Consider the following 17,820-nt stretch of genomic DNA (forward strand, 5'->3'; position numbering starts at 1 on the left):
CCGTTTCCTATCTATCCATTTCCTGTTCGGATTCCGGCTGGACGAATCCCATTGGTTTGCCATCTGATAAGGTTAATAACACAAACTCCATACCGGTGATCTGCTCAATCGCGGTCATAAATTTTATGGGATTGTGCACCTTTAAGCCAAAGCGAAGCAGCATGGTTTGCTTGAGACCATACTCAGGTGTTGCCTCCTCAGGGATCATAGCTACTTTGATGATCTGAATGCCCTGGTGACCTAATGCAGAAGCAACTTTCCCTAACATACCTGGATGATCTACAACTTTGACGGTAAGTTCATGGTTCCTGCGATTGCGCATCAAATATTTTTCCCATTTGTTCAATACAAGCAGACTGATCAACACAAGTGCTGTTGAGAAGACAGCTGCGTACAAAAAACCTGCCCCGACGCATAACCCAATCGCTGCTACTGCCCAAACCGAAGCAGCTGTGGTCAAGCCGCTGACCGCAGAGCCGTTGCGCAGAATGGCCCCTGCACCCAGAAAGCCAATACCGCTAATAACCTGAGCGGCAAGACGAGCCGGATCAATTCTTACATTGGGTTCATTGACGAATTCAGAAAAGCCATAAATCGAAAGAAGCATAATGGTTGCTGAACCGAGACATACCAAAATGTGAGTGCGAAACCCGGCTGGGTGGTTGTGCCATTCCCGTTCCATCCCTACGAAACCTCCAAATAAAACCGCCAATACCATACGGAGCAGCAATTCTCCATGGCTTATAAACCATATACTCGATATTCCAGCCATGTTAATCCACCTCTTCAAAGTAAATTGCATTCGTGAAACCAATACGTGTATGGGTGCCGCAAAATGTACCGAATAATTCCGCCCTGACCCAGCTGATACCGGCTGCATCCAGCTTATATTCGGCATGCGGTTGTTCCGATGAAAGTTCCAAGGAGGCTAACTCTCCTTTGTTGCTCATCAGCCTCATTTTCATCAATTGATCAGGGAGGTTCCACAAACCCTCGCGAGCTGAAAAATCGATAGCAATTTGAATCACGGGTGCATGTTCAGACATGTTCCATTCCACTACATCCCCTAATTCAGCCGTATGGCCTCCGAACGATCTTACGGACATCATGGGCAATGGACCCATCGAAATAGCCACAGCACCTCGTCTTAGCGCGTTTAATGCTGCAGACACAAGATCCTGATACCCTTCCCGGATTCCTAAATAAGTTACGGAAATGGGTTCAGTCACAGGATCAGATACATGCCAATCCCTTCCGCAGGTAGCTGCAATACGATACCCTTTGTTGAGCAAATCCGTCCACATGTCGAAGGCTCGTATATTATTCCTGCGAATGGAAGGAAACAGACCTGACCAGACCTCGATATAATCCACCTGTTTCCAATCGGAAACCTCGAATTCCCAAAAACAGCCCGTACACATTGGACTGCCAACCCGAAAGGGATGAGCTATGCCCACTAGGCCTCCCTGTTTATGAACCGCTTCTATACCTCGGTGAATATGGAATGGGCTTAGATTTCGCCAATCTACATATTCCGTGATTCCAAGGGTGAGCATATGACCAAAAAAAGTCGTCCATTCTAACCCCGGGATTATTTCCACACCCGTATTGGCAACAACGGAATCCCTGTCCAATAATCCCGTCATTGTATTATGATCCGTTAATGCCACACCGCAAAGTCCCAAATCTTTGGCGGCGGACGCAAGCTCGGCTAATGATTGTTTACCATCGCTGTGAAACGTATGGCAATGCAGTTCAAAGGGCAGCCAATTTGTCACTTTGCCTCACCGGCTTCCCATACATGCAGTTGATACCTGCACTCTTCGGATACAACGCAGTGAACATTGATCATAAGCCTTAATTGCCCTCGCGGGACAATCCCCGGGATTAAGCCAGGTGATGCCTCGTCAGCTGCTATTATCATATGCTGAACAGAATCATGACGATGCCCTGCACCACGAAATCCATGCTCGTCATCAAATGAAAGTGTAAGCAGGTTTTGCAGCGGCAGGAAATCCATATAATGCTCCCTATAGGAACCCAGATGCTCCTGCAAAATAAACTGGGGCAATGCTTCCAGAATAAGTGCTTCTGCCCGCGCATCGTCTTCCAGTTTCTTTGGAGAGTAGGCAAATTCCACATGCAGCTCTCGGCATTCCTGATGCAGATGAATGGTATAAGTAATATGGCACTTTGAACAGCTTGGCGTTACAGTGCCGTTAGTCCTCAGCAATGTATTCATAGTTCTTCCCCCGTAATACCAGGACGCCGTCCTGATTAAATTCCACTAGAGCCCAGATCCGAAGCTCTGGAAAAAAGCACCTTTCCCATTAGGGAAAGGTGCACTCAGTTAAGAATGACTTGAGAGCTTATCATCTTTTATCATGGTACGAATGTAGAAATAACCCATAATGGAGCACAAGACGAACATAAAGACTGCATTGGCACTTGCCAGCTGCGTTTCCTGATAGACTGAGAAAATTTGCCGCATAGCAACTCCCAGTACTTGCGGAGAGTTCGGCCCGAGCAGATAAGGCGCTGTAAAACCGCCAATGATACCCATGAAGATAAAGGTGACAGCGACCCACATTGTTCGATAGGAAAGCGGCAAAATGAACTTGTAAAAGATTTGGAGGCGGCTTGCTCCTACATCCTTCGCGCTTTCAATAATCGCATTGGGAATACCCGACAGAGCGGATGACAGGAGCATGGTTGTAAACGGTATATTGAACCAAAGATTAGCTAAAATAATGCCTTTATAATCAAAAATTATTTTAGGGAAAGCTTCAGTGCCCATCAATGTCAAAATGCGAGACAACCAACCATGGTTGCCATACATATTGATGATCCCATAGGAAGCAATGACGGAAGGGATAAACATGGGAATCATGTACATCCTTTTGATCCATTTAACTATAGTCCCTCCGCTAAATCTCATATAAACGGCGAGAGAGTATCCGATCAGAAGCACCAGAATAACAGATATGATCGTCAGCTTAAGGGTGAACATAATGTTTTGAGTCATGACCTTATCTGTAAAAAGGTAAATGTAATATTCCATGGTGTACTGACCGTCATCATTTTTAAAGCTTTCGTTAATCGCAAGAAAGATTGGAATAATAACGACAAAACATAAGATAAGGAATGAGGGGATGACAAGCAAGAGACCAAAGATCCCTTGTTTTACATTTTTGGTCATTGTCCAGCAACATCCTTTTGCCAGCGCTTCTGAATCTCCTTGCCCAAGTCCCCAAGGCTGAATGTGCGATATCCTCCCGCTACATCTTTAAACTTGGTTTTCAATTCTTGAGGCATCTCATCCCACTTGATTCCCGGATATCCGAACATTTTTTCAACGATTACTTTTTGTGCATCCGGTGTTAATACGAAATTAAGGAATGTCGCCACAGAATCTTGATGTTCAGAAAGCTTAGGAGCCATCAAATAGGTAGGTCCGCCTGTGAAGGAAGGATCAATTTGTGTCATTTTGATTGTATCGGGCAGGAGCTTTTTGTCTAATGCCTCTAAGGCCTGATCTGACCATGCCGGAATCATATCCACCTCTCCATTATTGAGCAGGTCAAGCGTTCCCTGGTTTTTCTTCGGATAGACGCCTTTCTGGTACATATATGGATGAAGTTCCTTTAACAGTGCAAAGCCTTTATCCCATTGGCTCATCATGGAAGGATCTGAATTTGTAGTAGCCTCCGGCGGCAGGAAGTTATAAATAGCCGTCTGCACAAACGAGTCGCCGGAACCACCGGTAGAAGGATCATTATACGCAAATCGGCCCGGGTTTTTACGGATCCAATCATACAAATCATTTGCCGTTTTTGGAGGGGTCTTGACCTTCGCACTGTTATAAGCCAGAATAACCGCGGAAGCACGATAAGGAATTCCTTCTCCTTTCAAATTCTTCCATTTGTTCTCATCAATTTTACTAAGGTTAGGTATCTTTTTGGTATCAAAAGACGTCCAAAGCTCATTTTTGGTACCCTTGAGCACATCACTCAGACCTGCTTCATAAAGATCTACATCGCCGGATTTTTGATTGGCTTGTTTGGCGGCAATGATGCGGTCAAGTGTAGATGCCCCGCCTGTACCTGAGTCAATATAAACCATTTTAACCTTAATATTCGGATTTGCTTTCTCAAACATGGGAACTAGGGTTTCCCAAAGATTTTTCACGTTAAGAGAACCTGTGAAATAAAACGAAAATTCGTCTTGCTTTTTAGACGATGCTGTCTTGGCTCCCGTAGAGCCGCAGCCTGCCAAAGCGCTTGCTATTAACATTGAAGCTAAAGCCAAACTGACGCCCTTTTTTAATCCGACCATACATGATTCCTCCTTAAAATAGTTAATATTTAGGTTGTCTTGTATGAGAGTGCTTTGGTAAATGACAATCCTGCTGATTGTCCCGGAACCAAATCTTTTACAGAGTCGCGAGGCAGAAATGCTTTTATCAATCCGCTCTCGGTTTCAAAAGAAACCTCGGCATAATGCCCCAAAACCATTACTTGACGAATGGTCGCCGGAAGTCCGTTCTCGGGCTTCAAGGATATATCCTCGGGCCGAACAGCGACCGTCACATCCCCCTCCAGATTCTGGGCATTCGGAAATTCCAAGTGCTTCACATAGACTTTATTGCCATCCACCCTCCCTTTGATAAAGTTCATCTTGCCAATAAATTGGGCTACGAAAAGAGAACGAGGGTGATCATAGATTTCCTGCGGCGTCGCAATTTGCTCAACCAGTCCCGAGTTCATCACCACTATTTGGTCAGAAATGGATAGCGCTTCCTCTTGATCATGCGTGACGAATACCATGGTTAAACCAGTGGCGGACTGGATATCACGCAGTTCCTCGCGCATCTCGTGGCGTAGCTTGGCATCCAGCGCCGAGAAAGGCTCATCCAGCAGCAAAACCGCTGGCTCGAGCAAGAAAGCTCTAGCTACGGCAACACGCTGCTGCTGGCCACCGGACAGCTCACTAGGAAATTTCTTCTGAGATCCCGGAAGACGAACCAAGTCCAGCACGCGTTTAACCGCTTGTTCAATTTCATTGTTATTTTTCTTGCGGATTTTCAAGCCAAAGGCAAGGTTATTGTATACATTCATATGGGGCCAAAGGTTATAGCCTTGAAACACCATACCGGTTGGACGCTTTTCGGGCGGTAGGTTAAGGACGCTTTTGCCTTCGATCTGAATATCTCCAGAATCCGGCTCCAGAAAGCCTCCAATGCTTCGGAGCAAGGTTGTCTTGCCGCAGCCCGAGGGTCCAAGTAAAGTGACCAACTCCCCTTTTTTGACATCCAGGGATATGTTCGAAACTCCTTCTCCTGTCTTATAGCGTTTCGTGAGATTTTGAATCGATAGCTGAATCATAGGTTCCTCCCCATAGCTCAATCGCAATCTTATTTCATTTGGAATCCGCTCGACATCACGTCAGCAGAGACAAATCTTTGTGCAGCAAGCAGCAAAACAATCGTAGGTAAAGTCAAGATAATGGAGAAGACGGCACCTGCAGTGCTTGGGTAGTCAGATATGATGGAATACATGACAACCGGCATTGTGCGAAAATCCGGGATCCCGACCAGATACGTGCCTTGAGCCTCATCTAAAGAGTGAAGGAATGTAAAAATGGAAGCCACCGTGATTCCCGGTAAGGCCATTGGGAATGTAATGTTCCAAAATACGCGAAAGGGGCTGGCACCTACATCTCTCGCTGACTCTTCCTGGGCTTTATGGACATTCCGGAAAGCTGCCGATGGTATCCATGTCATGAACATCAAGGTATTCACAATATGAATCAAAACAACACCCATAAATGTGTTGATTAAGCCGATTTTGTAAAACAAAACAGCAATCGATACGTACAATCCCATTTTCGGAAAAGCTTGAGTCAGCAAAAATGAAAATAAAAAGTATTTGCTGAGCGGAAACCGGATTCTGGCAAAAGCATAAGCAGCCGGTATACAAATAACGATCGATAAAGCGGTTACAATAGTAGCAATCAAAAACGAAAGACCAATCGAATGAATGACCTCTGGCTTAGAGAGTACAAACTGCCACCAGCTAAATGACCAGGACTGCGGAAGAGCTGCAGGGTACTGCCATCTTCCTGTAAACGCTAACAACAATAGATTTAATAAAGGCCCCATAAAGAAAACGACAAATACAACAAGTATGATAAACTCGACCAGCTTGCGTTTGCCCAGCGCTTTAAAATACCATGTCATTTAAATCCAATCTCCCCTTTCATACCAAGGTTCAAAGACAATTAAAGCGATTTCATATCTAAGTTGTAAACATAAACATTTAACTCTTTTGATGAATTCTAAAAAGTGAGTTAAGCGCTTACCTGAATAATTAAAATTATAACCGATGCCCTTCAATTGTCAACAAAATTTTCCAAGCGACACCAAGGAATTTCTTGTTCTTGGCCTTGGACAAGAACTTCCATCCATAAATTAAAAAACCGCGCATGGGCGCGGGTTTCAATAGGTGTATGTTCGTAGCCATTGAGCCCTCCTCTCTTTTTTTTAAAACCGGATTATTAAACCGGTTTAATAATCCGGTTTAATACGCACTCAACCTCGCCTTTCAAGTGGAGCCCTCAACCAACTATTCCGATCACGCCCCCTAAAAAAACTTAAATTAGCTATAAGTGTTATATATATGTATTGTGTAAGCGCTTAACCTGGTCCTATAACAATTCTGTGTCGCGCATGAACAACAAGAACTTGCACCGATTGTCGAAGAAATGATATTGACAAACTCTTATCACGGCGTGTGAAGGCAGAATCACTCCTCCGCTTCTGATTTCCTAATACCAGTTCTGCCGCTCGCGAAGCTTCGTTATTTGCGCGGTATGATGAAGATTGTGCCACGCAAAAAACGAAAGGGCTGCGTCCAGCGTCCAAACGCCGTTCACTGGGTGCCGGTAGGTGCGGGCGAAATCGGCCGCAGGGGTCGAGCGCAGCAGGAACACTAAACGACAGTTCAACTGCTCGATCAGCGCAAGCGATATATCGACCGGCAAAATTTTGCTGTCCGGCAGCTCCGCCCACCCCTCCTCTTCGAACGGCTTGACCATAGGCTCGATTTCTGTCAGCGCCAGCTTCGTGCGGAAATATAAGTTCATGTTGCCGTCCGCCAAATGATGGACAACCTGCCTCACTGCTCACCCGTCCGGCCGGTAAGGCGTATCGAGCTGTCCGATCGACAGGTCGGAGACCGCCTCCGACAGCATTACGGGCGCTAACTCTAACACCGCGATGAAATCTGCCCTTGTCACTTCGTCAAGTGAATCCCGCCATTTGAACGGACCGATGGGATAACGCAGCTCCTCCATGGTTACAACTCCTCCTTTTGTTTGTGTTATCACCCATTATATCCCATCGCTGGACGAAAATGTAAGCGGACAATCTCAGCTGAATAATCGATCATTAGAGTATTCCGTGTTCCATTTATCGGTGGGAGCCCACATAACAGGAAATCCAGGCATCAAATGTTCCTTTATGACTTCATCGTTGATATCGTCGAAGCCAAGTCCGGGTTTTTCCGACACTCGTATGAACCCGTTTTTTATGACATTCCCATCAAAGCCAGTAATAATATCGTTCCACCATGGTACATCCGGCGCATTGAACTCGGTCGCGATAAAGTTCTCTGTTGCTACACCCATATGTGCTGTGGCCAGTGCCGCAACGGGTGTTTCACACATATGCATGGCCATCGCAACGTGATAACGTTGAGCCAGGTCACCTATTTTCTTGGTCTCAAAAATGCCGGAAGAACAAATGTCGGGATGTATAAGGGGTACTGCCCTATTAACAATCAGTTCTTCAAAACTTTCTATTGACGAAAGATCCTCGCCTGTGGCTAATGGTGTTGAGGTTAGCTGACTTAAACGCTTATATTCCTCCGTATATGTACAAGGCAGCATGTCTTCTGCCCACAAAAGATTGTATTTCTCCAATCGGCGCAGCAGACGTACGGCATCTTCAAGATTTAAATAGCCTAGGTGATCGATGGCTAAAGGTATTTTATATCCAAGGATTTCTCGCATATGCGCAACCTCCTCTTCATACCGGTCCAAACCGCGTTCAGTCATTCGGAATATGGTGAAAGGGGATTGCGTATTAACCATGTCATAAGCACGGTTACGTTTTTGGAACTCTGGCCCATACGGAGTATCTCGACGGTTTTTGATGAAATCAAAGTTATATTGGGCAGCCTTGAGATATTCCTGTACATAGTTGCCAGGTGCAGAAATCAACTCTTCGTCTGGATAGAGTAACTGGAGGCTTTCTACACCCAAGACGGCTTTAACCATGGTGAAACCAGCTTCATCAACAAACTGTTTCAGGCGTTTGCCCATCGAATAGCCGTCGCCTTTAAGCCCTGGCGTATTGACCCCAAGATCACAATAAACACGCACTTCATCGCGGAACTTCCCCCCCAGCATCTGATAAACCGGAACGCCGAATGCCTTGCCGGCTAGGTCCCATAGTGCAATTTCGATACCGGCGACACCGCCTGATTGCCTTCCTGAACCCATGAATTGTTTGATCCTGCGAAACAGTTTATCTACATTGCACGGATTTTCCCCCAGTAAACGGCCTTTCAGCATTTCCGCATAAGTGCGGCTTCCAAAGTCTCTTAGTTCTCCGATCCCTGTTATCCCTTGATTGGTGTAGATTTTTACGAGGGTACAATGCATCGGCGCTCCCGCTAGATCGACAAATCGCATATCTGTGATTTTGAGCTCTGAGGGTCTTGAATATGTGTTTACGTAGTTTAACGTAGATTCGAAATTATCGGACACGCTTTGTCTCCTCCTATCAATTAAATGCTGTCTACGTCTTCCCAAGTAAGGGATTCTATGGATCTGCTTACCGCATCCAAGACTTTATTGCACATCCAGCCATCATGAAAATTGGGTTGTACTTGATTCTTGGTAACGATTGCATGAATAAAGTCGGCAAATTGGTTGACAAACGTATTCTCATAACCAATCAGATGGCCCGGTGGCCACCAAGCTTTCATATATGGATGAACATCCTCTGTCGCTATGATCGTCCGGAAGCCCTGAACATCAAGTCCGTCATCCTTGGACCAAAACTCCAACTCGTTCATTCTTTCGAAATTGAATGATATGGAACCCTTGCTTCCATTTATCTCTATACGTTCATGGTTCTTCCTTCCGCTTGCCATACGCGATGCTTCAAATGTCCCTATTGAGCTGTTTTTAAATTTTGCGAGAAAAACGGTGCTGTCATCGACAGTGACATCTTCGAGCTGAATGGAAGGACTCGGATGTGATATCTGATCTCCATAAGCCTTTGCACGTTTTTTGACAAAGGTTTTTTCCATGCCTATCACTTGGTCGATTTCTCCAACAAGATACCTGGCCAAATCAATTAAATGAGAGTTTAAATCCCCGTGCGAGCCTGATCCAGCAATTTTTTTATCTAATCTCCAACTCATCGAATAATCGGGATCGGATAACCAGTCTTGAAGGTATACACCGCGAAAATGATAGATTTCTCCGATTTTGCCATCGTCTATAAGCCGCTTGGCCAGCGCGATGGCTGGAACTCTTCGATAATTGTGCCCAACCATATTCACAACGCCCGCTTGTTTTGCCGCATCCCACATTTGTTTCGCATCCACCGCGTTCATTCCAAGGGGCTTTTCGCACAATATGTGTTTTCCAGCTTTAGCAGCTGCGATTGCTATTTCCATATGTGATGAGGTCGGAGTTGCTATGCATATGACATCAATGTCGTTTCTGTCAATTACGTCTTTCCAATCTGTGGCATATTCCTGCCAACCGAAGTCTTCAGCAGCCTTTTTAAGCAAATGCTCGGTACGACCGACTAGCACCTTTTTTACAGGTTTGATTTCTTGCTGAAAAAAGAATGCCACATTTCCTATTGAATAGCTGTGAGCCTTTCCCATAAAATTGTATCCAATTAATGCTATGTTTACTTCACGCATAATATCATTCCTTTTTGTTCAGAAGGATAAGGAAAGGGCAGGTCGAATGAATGCATTCGTCTGCCCTCTCAACAATTAAAATAATCAATTTTTTCTAATCAATGTCGAGAAGTTCGAGAATGACACCCAAATCGTCTGTGCTTTCCACATAAGCATATTTATTGCCGTTTTGAATAAGCGGGAAGCCGAATTCCTCCAGCTTAGCTGCTGTTTCAAGCATTCTGTTCTTCGCTTTGAATGCGATGTGATGAACTCCAGGACCTTTTGTATTCAGAAATTCCTTCCATGTAGTCGGGTCCTCTGTAGGTTCAATGAACTCTACAACCAGATTCTCCATGTGAAAGAAAGACAGCCTTACCCTTCCTTTCGTGGGCTGCCCCATATATGAAACCGTATCACTTCCATCTTCATTTGCCATAATGACGGAAGGAGCAGGAACACCTAAAAGCTCGGCAAAGCGACGAGTAGCCTTTTCCACATCACGAACGATCATTGCAACCTGACAAACTAGGGTTGTGCCAAGAATAGTGTTATCCATTTTTCTTCTCCTTTATTTTGGTATTGTAAATTTGCATTTTCATAATAACTCCTCCCTATTCCTTCAGCTTGTAGCTGACAAAAGCCAATTGCCTGCTGTCTGGCGACCAAGAATTGACGTTGATGGTGCCCTGTCCGCCAAACAGCTTGACAAGCGTACGGAATTCGCCGCCGGAGCTGGGCATTACACGAATTTCTACATTCTTGTTTGCGGGATGGTCGCCGGGAGCTACATCGCCCTTGCGATAAGTAATATATGCCACCAAATCTCCATTAGGAGATATATGCGGGAACCAATTATTGCTCTCGTCGAACGTCATCTGGACCTGTTCGCTGCCGTCGGCATTCATGCGCCACACTTGCATCAGACCTGTTCGTACCGAGTTGAACCAAATGTGCTTGCCGTCCGGTGAATATTCGGGACCGTCATTCAGTCCGGTTGTATCCGTTAACTTTGTTTCTAAGCCGCCATTTACAGGAATGATGTAGATGTCGTACTCACCGTTCCGCTCTGCGCAATAAGCTAGCGTGTTTCCGTCCGGTGACCACCCGTGCAAATAGCTGGGGGCCATTGGCGTGATAAGGATCGGATGGCCACCCTGCAAAGGGAAAATATAGATACGAGATTGGCCATCTTCACAGGTATGATGGCTTACCGCGACTTGAGAGTTATCAGGTGAAAGCACATGGTCGTTATTGCATTGGATCGCATAACCGGAATTGATGGCCGTACTTTCCCCCGAAGTGAGGTTAAAAGTGTAAAGACGACCCAAGCTGTTATATACGAGATGCTTGCCATCGCGGGTCCAATTAGGCGCCTCAATCAGAAAATCGAATTCGGCTATGACTCTGCGTTCGCCGGTATAAACATCCACCATTTCCAGGATACTGATCACATTTCTTCCATCTACCTTGCGAGGTTCTTTTAATGTATTCATCGCTTAATCTCCATTAGTTTTATTTTTTCCCGATCCTATTCTTGGTTAGTCGCTAACCTTACGGCCTGCCGAATGGCCAGTAAATCACGCTCGACTTCCTGGTACTCATCGGAGCCGCCACGGAATTCCAATGACCAGCATCCCCGATAACCGGCCCCACACAACAGCTGTACTTTTTGAAGCAGCTCAGTTCCGGTAAAATCCACAAACGCCCGATCAAACTGGGCATGAATCGTGAAGGGCGCTACAAGCGCATCTCCGATTTCCTTGTCCATGATCCAACGGTTGACATTGAGTATTATCCCGAACCCGGGCGCGGAAATTTCATTAGAAATCCGCTTCAGGTTTCGAGGAGACTGGGCAGCCGGCTGATGTGTCTGCGGGCCTACACGAAAACCATGATCAGTGGCAATTTGTGCATATTCCCGGTATCGGTTGACGCAAAACTCAAACTGTTCATCGGTCATTTCTACCGTGTTTCCCCCCATATCGATCCGCAGCGTTTGAACTCCCCACCGGCGTGCTATATCAAGGTACAGTAGCGCCTTTTGATGGTTTCGTTCACGAACGGCGGTGTCGTGATGCCAGACGTCGGCACCGTCCACTGCGAGGTTCGCGACAGTCAATCCTTCTTCAACCAAAGTATCCTTGACGCTCTGGATATAGTCATCCTCAGTGGAGAGAAGCATTCCGTTCCAAATATCTGCATGACGGAGTTGATAGCGGTACTTCAGACTCTCCAAATAGCCAAACAAGCTCATTTTCCCCGATTTGCACAGTGCATGGAATGACCATGATCCAATTGAATAATCTGACATGTAGTTCCTCCTAGAAATATGTGATTAGCATCCCTTACTGGCAGCATCAAATGGGCATCGGTTCTCCTTTATAACTGATAAAGAAGGATTCAGGATCTATATCTTTTTTCCTCTCGACAATATCTATGATGCTAGCAGCACTTTCGGCAGGATCTCCTGGAGCTTTCTCCCCGCCCATGTCTGTCTCGATCCATCCTGGATGAATGGCATACACCCGGATTCCTCTGTTTTTGACATACTTTTTAAGCTGTTTCGAGAACATGTTGATCGCAGTTTTGGAGATCGCATAGGGATAATCCCCGCCATACGCATTGGACAAGCTGCCTGCTTCTGATGAAATGTTAATGATAGCTCGTGAGTCCCCGCCATCCGACATAAGCGGAAGTAAATGCTTGATCACCATCATAGGACCAAACAAATTAATCTCGAAAGTCTGGATGATAACCTCCATCGGCATTTCTTCTATCGCGACACCTCTGCCTAATAAGATGCCGGCATTGTTAATGATTGCATCAACCGTCTGTCGTTCTGCCAGAAGCTTTTCCGATAAGCGGGCTATCGTTTCTTCAATGCATACATCAAGTTGGACTGGGTCAATTTGATCGGGAAAACGGCCAATCAGATCCAGAAATTTTCCCTTGGGCTCAGGCGAACGAATTCCGGCTATTACCTTGTGACCTCTTTGTGCTGCAGCAAGTGTCAGCTCGTAGCCAAGACCGCGATTCGCGCCGGTAATCACAATATTCATTGCTGCTCCTCCCTCTTGGCCATGCCACGTACTCCAAATCAATTTACAACTCCAAAGTGCTCAGGTATTGAATATGCTTCTTTAAGTACTCTTCTGCCTTGAAAGCATACCCAAAGGTATTCTTGATTAGTGAGACATCTATAGGGGTGCCCTCTGGCAAGGGTCGCCCTTTGTCCACCAGTGTAATTTGACTTTTGGAACCAAAGAGGTCTACCGCCATTTCCGCGACCTGAGCCCATGTGCGGAATTCAGTGCTCACAGCGGTATAATAACCGCGATCCAATTCATCGGAATTGAGCAAAGCTGAGTATACTTTTGCCAGGTCACCCGCCCAGATAAATTGCGTTCCGTCATTTTTGGTAAAGGACATGGACTCGTTTGCCAGGGCGCTTTTTACCATATTTACAATCTTGCGGTCGGGATAGAGAGGCCCTCCCTCCACGCAGGGATTGCCAAAAGTGTAACCCGGCCGCACGACATTGGCTTTAAGGTGATACTGAGAGGCTATAGCCATGAGATAAGCTTCTGTCGCAGCCTTGGTGGCGCCGTAATAAGTATTTGGCTTTATAAAACCCATATCATTATGAGGTGCTGAACCAAAGCTGGCAATGGAAGAGGTGTAGATGATTTTTTTAACCCCTGCTTCAGCAGCCTTTTGGAACAGGCGGACAGAGGGCATAGTTTCATGGACTAACGTTTCTTCCGCAGTTCCGTCCAACCAAGATAGCGCTACATGGACGCAAGCATCCTGTCCAGCAACCGCTTTAGCGATTGCGTTGGCATCGTCCATTTGTCCTGTAACAAAACGGATATGATCATGCTCAACAAAACCTGGGACCTTGCTTGCATTTCTGGCAAAGAGCGTGATCTCGTGTCCATACAAAAGCAGCTCCTTGACAACATACGAGCCGATAAAACCGGTACCTCCGGTAACCAATACTTTCATTTTTTCACTTCTTTCTGCATCATTCTTTTACGCTGCCCATCACAAGTCCAGTTGTAAAATACTTTTGCAGGTACGGATAGATACACAGAATCGGGATCATCGCCAAAAACATTTGCGCTGCGCCTGTAGTGCGGGCGCTGACCATAGACAAATATTTGGATAAATTGCCGCTGAGATCGGTGTTGTTGCGTATAAACTCTTCCGGATTCACGACAACCGTTTGCAAGTATGTTTGGAGCGGATAGTTTTGGATCTTATTCATGTAAATCATGCCGTCGAACCAGCTGTTCCAATGATCTACAAACGAAAACAGCGTTACGGTTGCGATCGTCGGTGCACAGACTGGCAAAACAACTCTGATCAGCGACTGTACATGACTCGCTCCGTCGATGTACGCCGCCTCCAGCAATTCCTTCGGCAGGCTGCGCATATAGTTCATCACGACCAGCATGCTGAATACGGGAAGAGCGCCCGGTAAAACAAGCGACCATATCGTGTTCATCAACCCGGTATTCCTCACTACCATATAAGTAGGAATCAAACCTGCGTTGAAGAGTATGGTTACAACAAAGAACCATGAGAAAATGCTCCTGGCCCCAAAATCCTCTTTTGATTTGGAAAGAGGATAAGCTGTCAGAATGATCAACAGCAGATTGATCGGCACGCCTATCGCCACACGCTTGATTGAGACCAGGAGAGACATGAAAAACTTCGAGGTATTCGTAATAAATTGATATGAGATCGTTGTAAATCCGACAGGAAAAAATGTAACCTCTCCTGCAGCGACTGCGACTTTATCGGAAAAAGATACCGCCAGCAGGTTGATAAATGGCAATATGCATAAAAGTACAATAATCAGTAGGAAAACCGTATTGCATACAAGGAATATTTTACGTGGCATGGATTCCTTAAATCCCATTTTCCTGTCCCCCATTAGAAGACTCGATATCCGGTCAATTTGTCAGCCAAATAATAAGACACAACGATAAAAATCAATGATACTCCGGACTTAAAAAGGCCAGCAGCCGTTGAGAGAGAGTATTGAGCCTGCTCAATGCCCAGCCGGAACACGAATGTATCCAAAATATCGCCGGTGGAATAAACCACAGGGCTGTACATATTATAGATTTGATCGAATCCGCCGTTAAGGATATTGGCAAGACCCAGCACGGACATCAGCACAACAATAGATGAAATGCCAGGCAGGGTGATGTGCCATGTCTGCTTCCATCGGTTTGCGCCGTCGATAACTGCGGCTTCATAAAGAGCAGGGTCTATGCCAGTCAGGGCGGCCAGATAAATGACCGATCCGAATCCAAAGGTCTTCCAGATATCGGCCACTACCATCGTGGCTGGAAACACGTTCGGATTGCCAAGGAAAAAGATTGGTTTTATTCCAAGCATGGATAGGAATATATTGACAATGCCAGCTTCCGGTGACAAAAGATTGATCAGGATACCGGATAATATGACCCACGAGAGGAAATGCGGCAGATAGACCATCGTCTGGAAAATGCGCTTTGCTAAAACATTCTTGACTTCGTTGAGCAGCAACGCAAACACGACCGGAACAATGATGCCTGCAATCATTTTACACAATGCAATAATGATCGTATTTCGTATGACCAGCCCTATATTGGGCATAGAAAACAACGTATAGAAATTTTGAAGACCTAACCATTGCTGGTGTCCGAACATCCCTTTTGCCGGAACAAATTTCTGGAACGCGATGATAACGCCGGCCATAGAGCCATAGCTGAAGATTGCCACCAGAACGACTGCCGGGAGCAGCATGATATACAAGGGAAGCTGTCTGATCATCTTGTCTTTTCGCTTTAGACTTTCTAACACCGGTTCTCCACCACCTGTTAATGTATTAGATCGAGTTCGATTAGAATGACTTATTTTGCCGGATACATTTTGTCAAGTTCGTCGAGAGTCTTTTGACCGCCAGCCTTCAGCCACTGCTGCACAAAGGTGTCGAAATAATCGGCAGGCTTGGCGCCAGTAATGATATCAGTAAAGGTTGTTATCGTGAGCGTATCCAGCGAAGCAACGTTAGTCAACCACACGTCGGGCCTTTGAATGCCCAAGATACTCTGGACGATCGCCTTGTCGGGCAGGTACTTGTTCAATACGATTGGCAGAGAGCCTGACTTGGACATCTGGCCCCAGGTACCGAAAGCATTGTCGTCTTTGGCAAGAGATCCGTTCTCAAAGCCTGTAATGTAATCGTATAAGGGCTTTGCCGCAGGTGGAAGTCCGTCAGAGGAGCCTTTGTCGAGGGCTTTCTGAAGATCGGCTGCAAAAACCTCACCCGGTTGATCGATGTATATCGGGGAGAGCCTATACTGTTCATTCGCCCAATACTTGGTGTATTCATCCTTCGTTGAGTAATTGACAGTCTGATCGTACAGATTGAGCATCTTGATTACCGCTTCGGGATTTTTGTACTTCGCGCTGACCATCGTCATCTGGCCAACGGCATTGCTCTCGATACCAATCTTGTAATCGTAACCGGATTGTGTGGGAATGGGATATGGATGTACGATAACGCCATCCTTTTTGTAAACATTATTGTATGGATACCAAGTGCCCCAGTTGCTGCCGAAAGCCATACCGATCTTGCCGCTGGTAATATCTTCAACCAGTGCGGATTCGTTTTTGGCGGTAAAATCCTTGTTAATAAGGCCTTTCTTATACATATCTGCCAGAAGGGAAAGCGCTGCTTTCATATTTGGCTGGATCCAGGCAAAAGTCATCTTGCCATTATTATCGCGGTAGAACATACTCTCATCACGACCGGGAACGCCAAATGCGGAAACTAAACCAAGAATGCTGCCATGGTTTTGTCTGATGAGATCCTTGTTGAGGGCAAGACCGACGCCACCCATGTCAGAGAACTTCTTGGCAAGAGCGACCATTTCTTCGATGGTCTTCGGGGGTTGAGAATTGGTTTTCTTAAGCCAGTCTTCACGTATCCAGAGAAACGGCGCCTCGTGGAAGTTGTCGTTCATCCGCGGTATAGCGTAAAGCTTGCCGTTAATCGTAGCGCCCTTGAACGAATCGGCAAATCTTTTCTGATATTCCTTGATGGAATCTGTTGCATATTTGCTATAGACATCGGTGAGGTCAGCGAGCTGCCCATTCTGTGCCAACTGCAAAAATACGTTAGGATCCTGGGTTTTGAATACATCCGGCAAATCGCCTGAAGCAATAATTGCATTCAGCTTGTTTTTGTATGCGTCGGTGCTGCTGTCAGCTGTGAAGGCTATCTTGAGATCGATATTGAGCTTGTCTTTGAACAAGCGGCTCCATCGGTTATCTTCCCAGGTTTCTTTGTCAAGGAGCTTCGAAGCTGCAGCAGTTTGAACAGCCCATGTCACCGTTACCGGTTTCTGATACTTTCCAAGGGGTTCAATTTTTTCAGAAGTATTGCTGGCAGTGGCTGCATTATCTTTGGACCCTGTGGATGCGCTTTCACAAGCTGAAATAATAATCGTCATCAGTGAGGCCACCAGCACGATAGGTAGAACTTTTCTGGAATTTAGCTTCTTCACGTTCAATTCCTCCTTTATTTTTTTAATTGCTGATGTGACACAGCTCCCCTACCCTATTTTTCATGGATTAAGCGATTGAAATGATCATCACTTTTTTCGATTTTTTATCAATTGTATACGCATACAAATTACGATGATACGAACTCCCCTTCTTGAAAACATTAGCCGCTGAATACGCGCGACATCACCCCTCTCATACATTAGCATTATTGTAAACGCGCGTTTATAATTCCGAAAAAAAACTCGAAAATATACTATAAAACATACAT

18 protein-coding genes and 1 pseudogene are annotated in these 17,820 nt (G+C 45.7%); all 19 read right to left on the reverse strand.

The window, feature by feature from the left end; genetic code table 11:
* Nucleotides 1-7: 7 nt before the first annotated feature.
* Nucleotides 8-772, reverse strand: coding sequence for an MgtC/SapB family protein (locus tag BLV33_RS03635; RefSeq protein ID WP_090788362.1), 765 nt, complete (start codon nucleotides 770-772; stop codon nucleotides 8-10).
* Between the two features lies 1 nt (nucleotide 773).
* Nucleotides 774-1,778 (reverse strand): CehA/McbA family metallohydrolase, encoded by a 1,005-nt coding sequence (locus BLV33_RS03640; RefSeq protein WP_090788364.1) that lies wholly within the window; start codon nucleotides 1,776-1,778, stop codon nucleotides 774-776.
* Complete coding sequence (locus tag BLV33_RS03645) at nucleotides 1,775-2,242, reverse strand: Clp protease/crotonase-like domain-containing protein (RefSeq protein ID WP_090788366.1); 468 nt, start codon at nucleotides 2,240-2,242, stop codon at nucleotides 1,775-1,777. The genes BLV33_RS03640 and BLV33_RS03645 overlap by 4 nt, the downstream gene beginning before the upstream one ends.
* Nucleotides 2,243-2,350: 108 nt before the next feature.
* Nucleotides 2,351-3,199, reverse strand: coding sequence for an ABC transporter permease (locus tag BLV33_RS03650; protein ID WP_090788368.1), 849 nt, complete (start codon nucleotides 3,197-3,199; stop codon nucleotides 2,351-2,353).
* Nucleotides 3,196-4,335: an extracellular solute-binding protein gene (locus BLV33_RS03655; RefSeq protein WP_090788370.1), complete on the reverse strand. Its 1,140-nt coding sequence runs from the start codon at nucleotides 4,333-4,335 to the stop codon at nucleotides 3,196-3,198. Before BLV33_RS03655 ends, BLV33_RS03650 begins: the two co-directional genes overlap by 4 nt.
* Before the next feature lie 29 nt (nucleotides 4,336-4,364).
* Nucleotides 4,365-5,384 (reverse strand): ABC transporter ATP-binding protein, encoded by a 1,020-nt coding sequence (locus BLV33_RS03660; RefSeq protein ID WP_090788372.1) that lies wholly within the window; start codon nucleotides 5,382-5,384, stop codon nucleotides 4,365-4,367.
* 29 nt (nucleotides 5,385-5,413) lie between these two features.
* Complete coding sequence (locus tag BLV33_RS03665) at nucleotides 5,414-6,238, reverse strand: ABC transporter permease (RefSeq protein ID WP_090788374.1); 825 nt, start codon at nucleotides 6,236-6,238, stop codon at nucleotides 5,414-5,416.
* A 136-nt stretch (nucleotides 6,239-6,374) separates the two neighbouring features.
* Nucleotides 6,375-6,521: a hypothetical protein gene (locus BLV33_RS29175; protein WP_171908999.1), complete on the reverse strand. Its 147-nt coding sequence runs from the start codon at nucleotides 6,519-6,521 to the stop codon at nucleotides 6,375-6,377.
* A gap of 304 nt (nucleotides 6,522-6,825) precedes the next feature.
* Nucleotides 6,826-7,353 (reverse strand): annotated as a pseudogene (locus tag BLV33_RS03670) (YfiT family bacillithiol transferase).
* Between the two features lie 75 nt (nucleotides 7,354-7,428).
* Complete coding sequence (locus BLV33_RS03675; RefSeq protein ID WP_253186961.1) at nucleotides 7,429-8,829, reverse strand: mandelate racemase/muconate lactonizing enzyme family protein; 1,401 nt, start codon at nucleotides 8,827-8,829, stop codon at nucleotides 7,429-7,431.
* A 20-nt stretch (nucleotides 8,830-8,849) separates the two neighbouring features.
* Entirely contained in the window at nucleotides 8,850-10,004 is a 1,155-nt protein-coding gene (locus tag BLV33_RS03680; protein ID WP_090788376.1) for a Gfo/Idh/MocA family protein, read from the reverse strand.
* Nucleotides 10,005-10,098: 94 nt separating this feature from the next.
* Nucleotides 10,099-10,542: a VOC family protein gene (locus BLV33_RS03685; protein WP_090788378.1), complete on the reverse strand. Its 444-nt coding sequence runs from the start codon at nucleotides 10,540-10,542 to the stop codon at nucleotides 10,099-10,101.
* A 55-nt stretch (nucleotides 10,543-10,597) separates the two neighbouring features.
* Entirely contained in the window at nucleotides 10,598-11,479 is an 882-nt protein-coding gene (locus tag BLV33_RS03690; RefSeq protein WP_090788379.1) for a TolB family protein, read from the reverse strand.
* 35 nt (nucleotides 11,480-11,514) lie between these two features.
* A complete protein-coding gene (locus BLV33_RS03695) occupies nucleotides 11,515-12,297 on the reverse strand; it encodes a sugar phosphate isomerase/epimerase family protein (RefSeq protein WP_090788381.1) in 783 nt (260 codons plus the stop codon).
* Nucleotides 12,298-12,343: 46 nt separating this feature from the next.
* A complete protein-coding gene (locus BLV33_RS03700; RefSeq protein ID WP_090788384.1) occupies nucleotides 12,344-13,045 on the reverse strand; it encodes an SDR family oxidoreductase in 702 nt (233 codons plus the stop codon).
* A 43-nt stretch (nucleotides 13,046-13,088) separates the two neighbouring features.
* Nucleotides 13,089-13,991 carry an NAD-dependent epimerase/dehydratase family protein gene (locus tag BLV33_RS03705; protein WP_090788386.1) on the reverse strand — a complete coding sequence of 301 codons (903 nt, stop codon included), beginning with the start codon at nucleotides 13,989-13,991 and terminating at the stop codon, nucleotides 13,089-13,091.
* A 19-nt stretch (nucleotides 13,992-14,010) separates the two neighbouring features.
* A complete protein-coding gene (locus BLV33_RS03710; protein ID WP_090788388.1) occupies nucleotides 14,011-14,910 on the reverse strand; it encodes a carbohydrate ABC transporter permease in 900 nt (299 codons plus the stop codon).
* A 14-nt stretch (nucleotides 14,911-14,924) separates the two neighbouring features.
* Nucleotides 14,925-15,812: an ABC transporter permease gene (locus BLV33_RS03715; protein ID WP_090798652.1), complete on the reverse strand. Its 888-nt coding sequence runs from the start codon at nucleotides 15,810-15,812 to the stop codon at nucleotides 14,925-14,927.
* Between the two features lie 80 nt (nucleotides 15,813-15,892).
* Nucleotides 15,893-17,551, reverse strand: a complete 1,659-nt coding sequence (locus tag BLV33_RS03720; protein ID WP_090788390.1) for an extracellular solute-binding protein — start codon at nucleotides 17,549-17,551, stop codon at nucleotides 15,893-15,895.
* Between the last annotated feature and the right edge of the window lie 269 nt (nucleotides 17,552-17,820).

The sequence above is a fragment of the Paenibacillus sp. GP183 genome (assembly GCF_900104695.1).
GTDB lineage: Bacteria > Bacillota > Bacilli > Paenibacillales > NBRC-103111 > Paenibacillus_AI.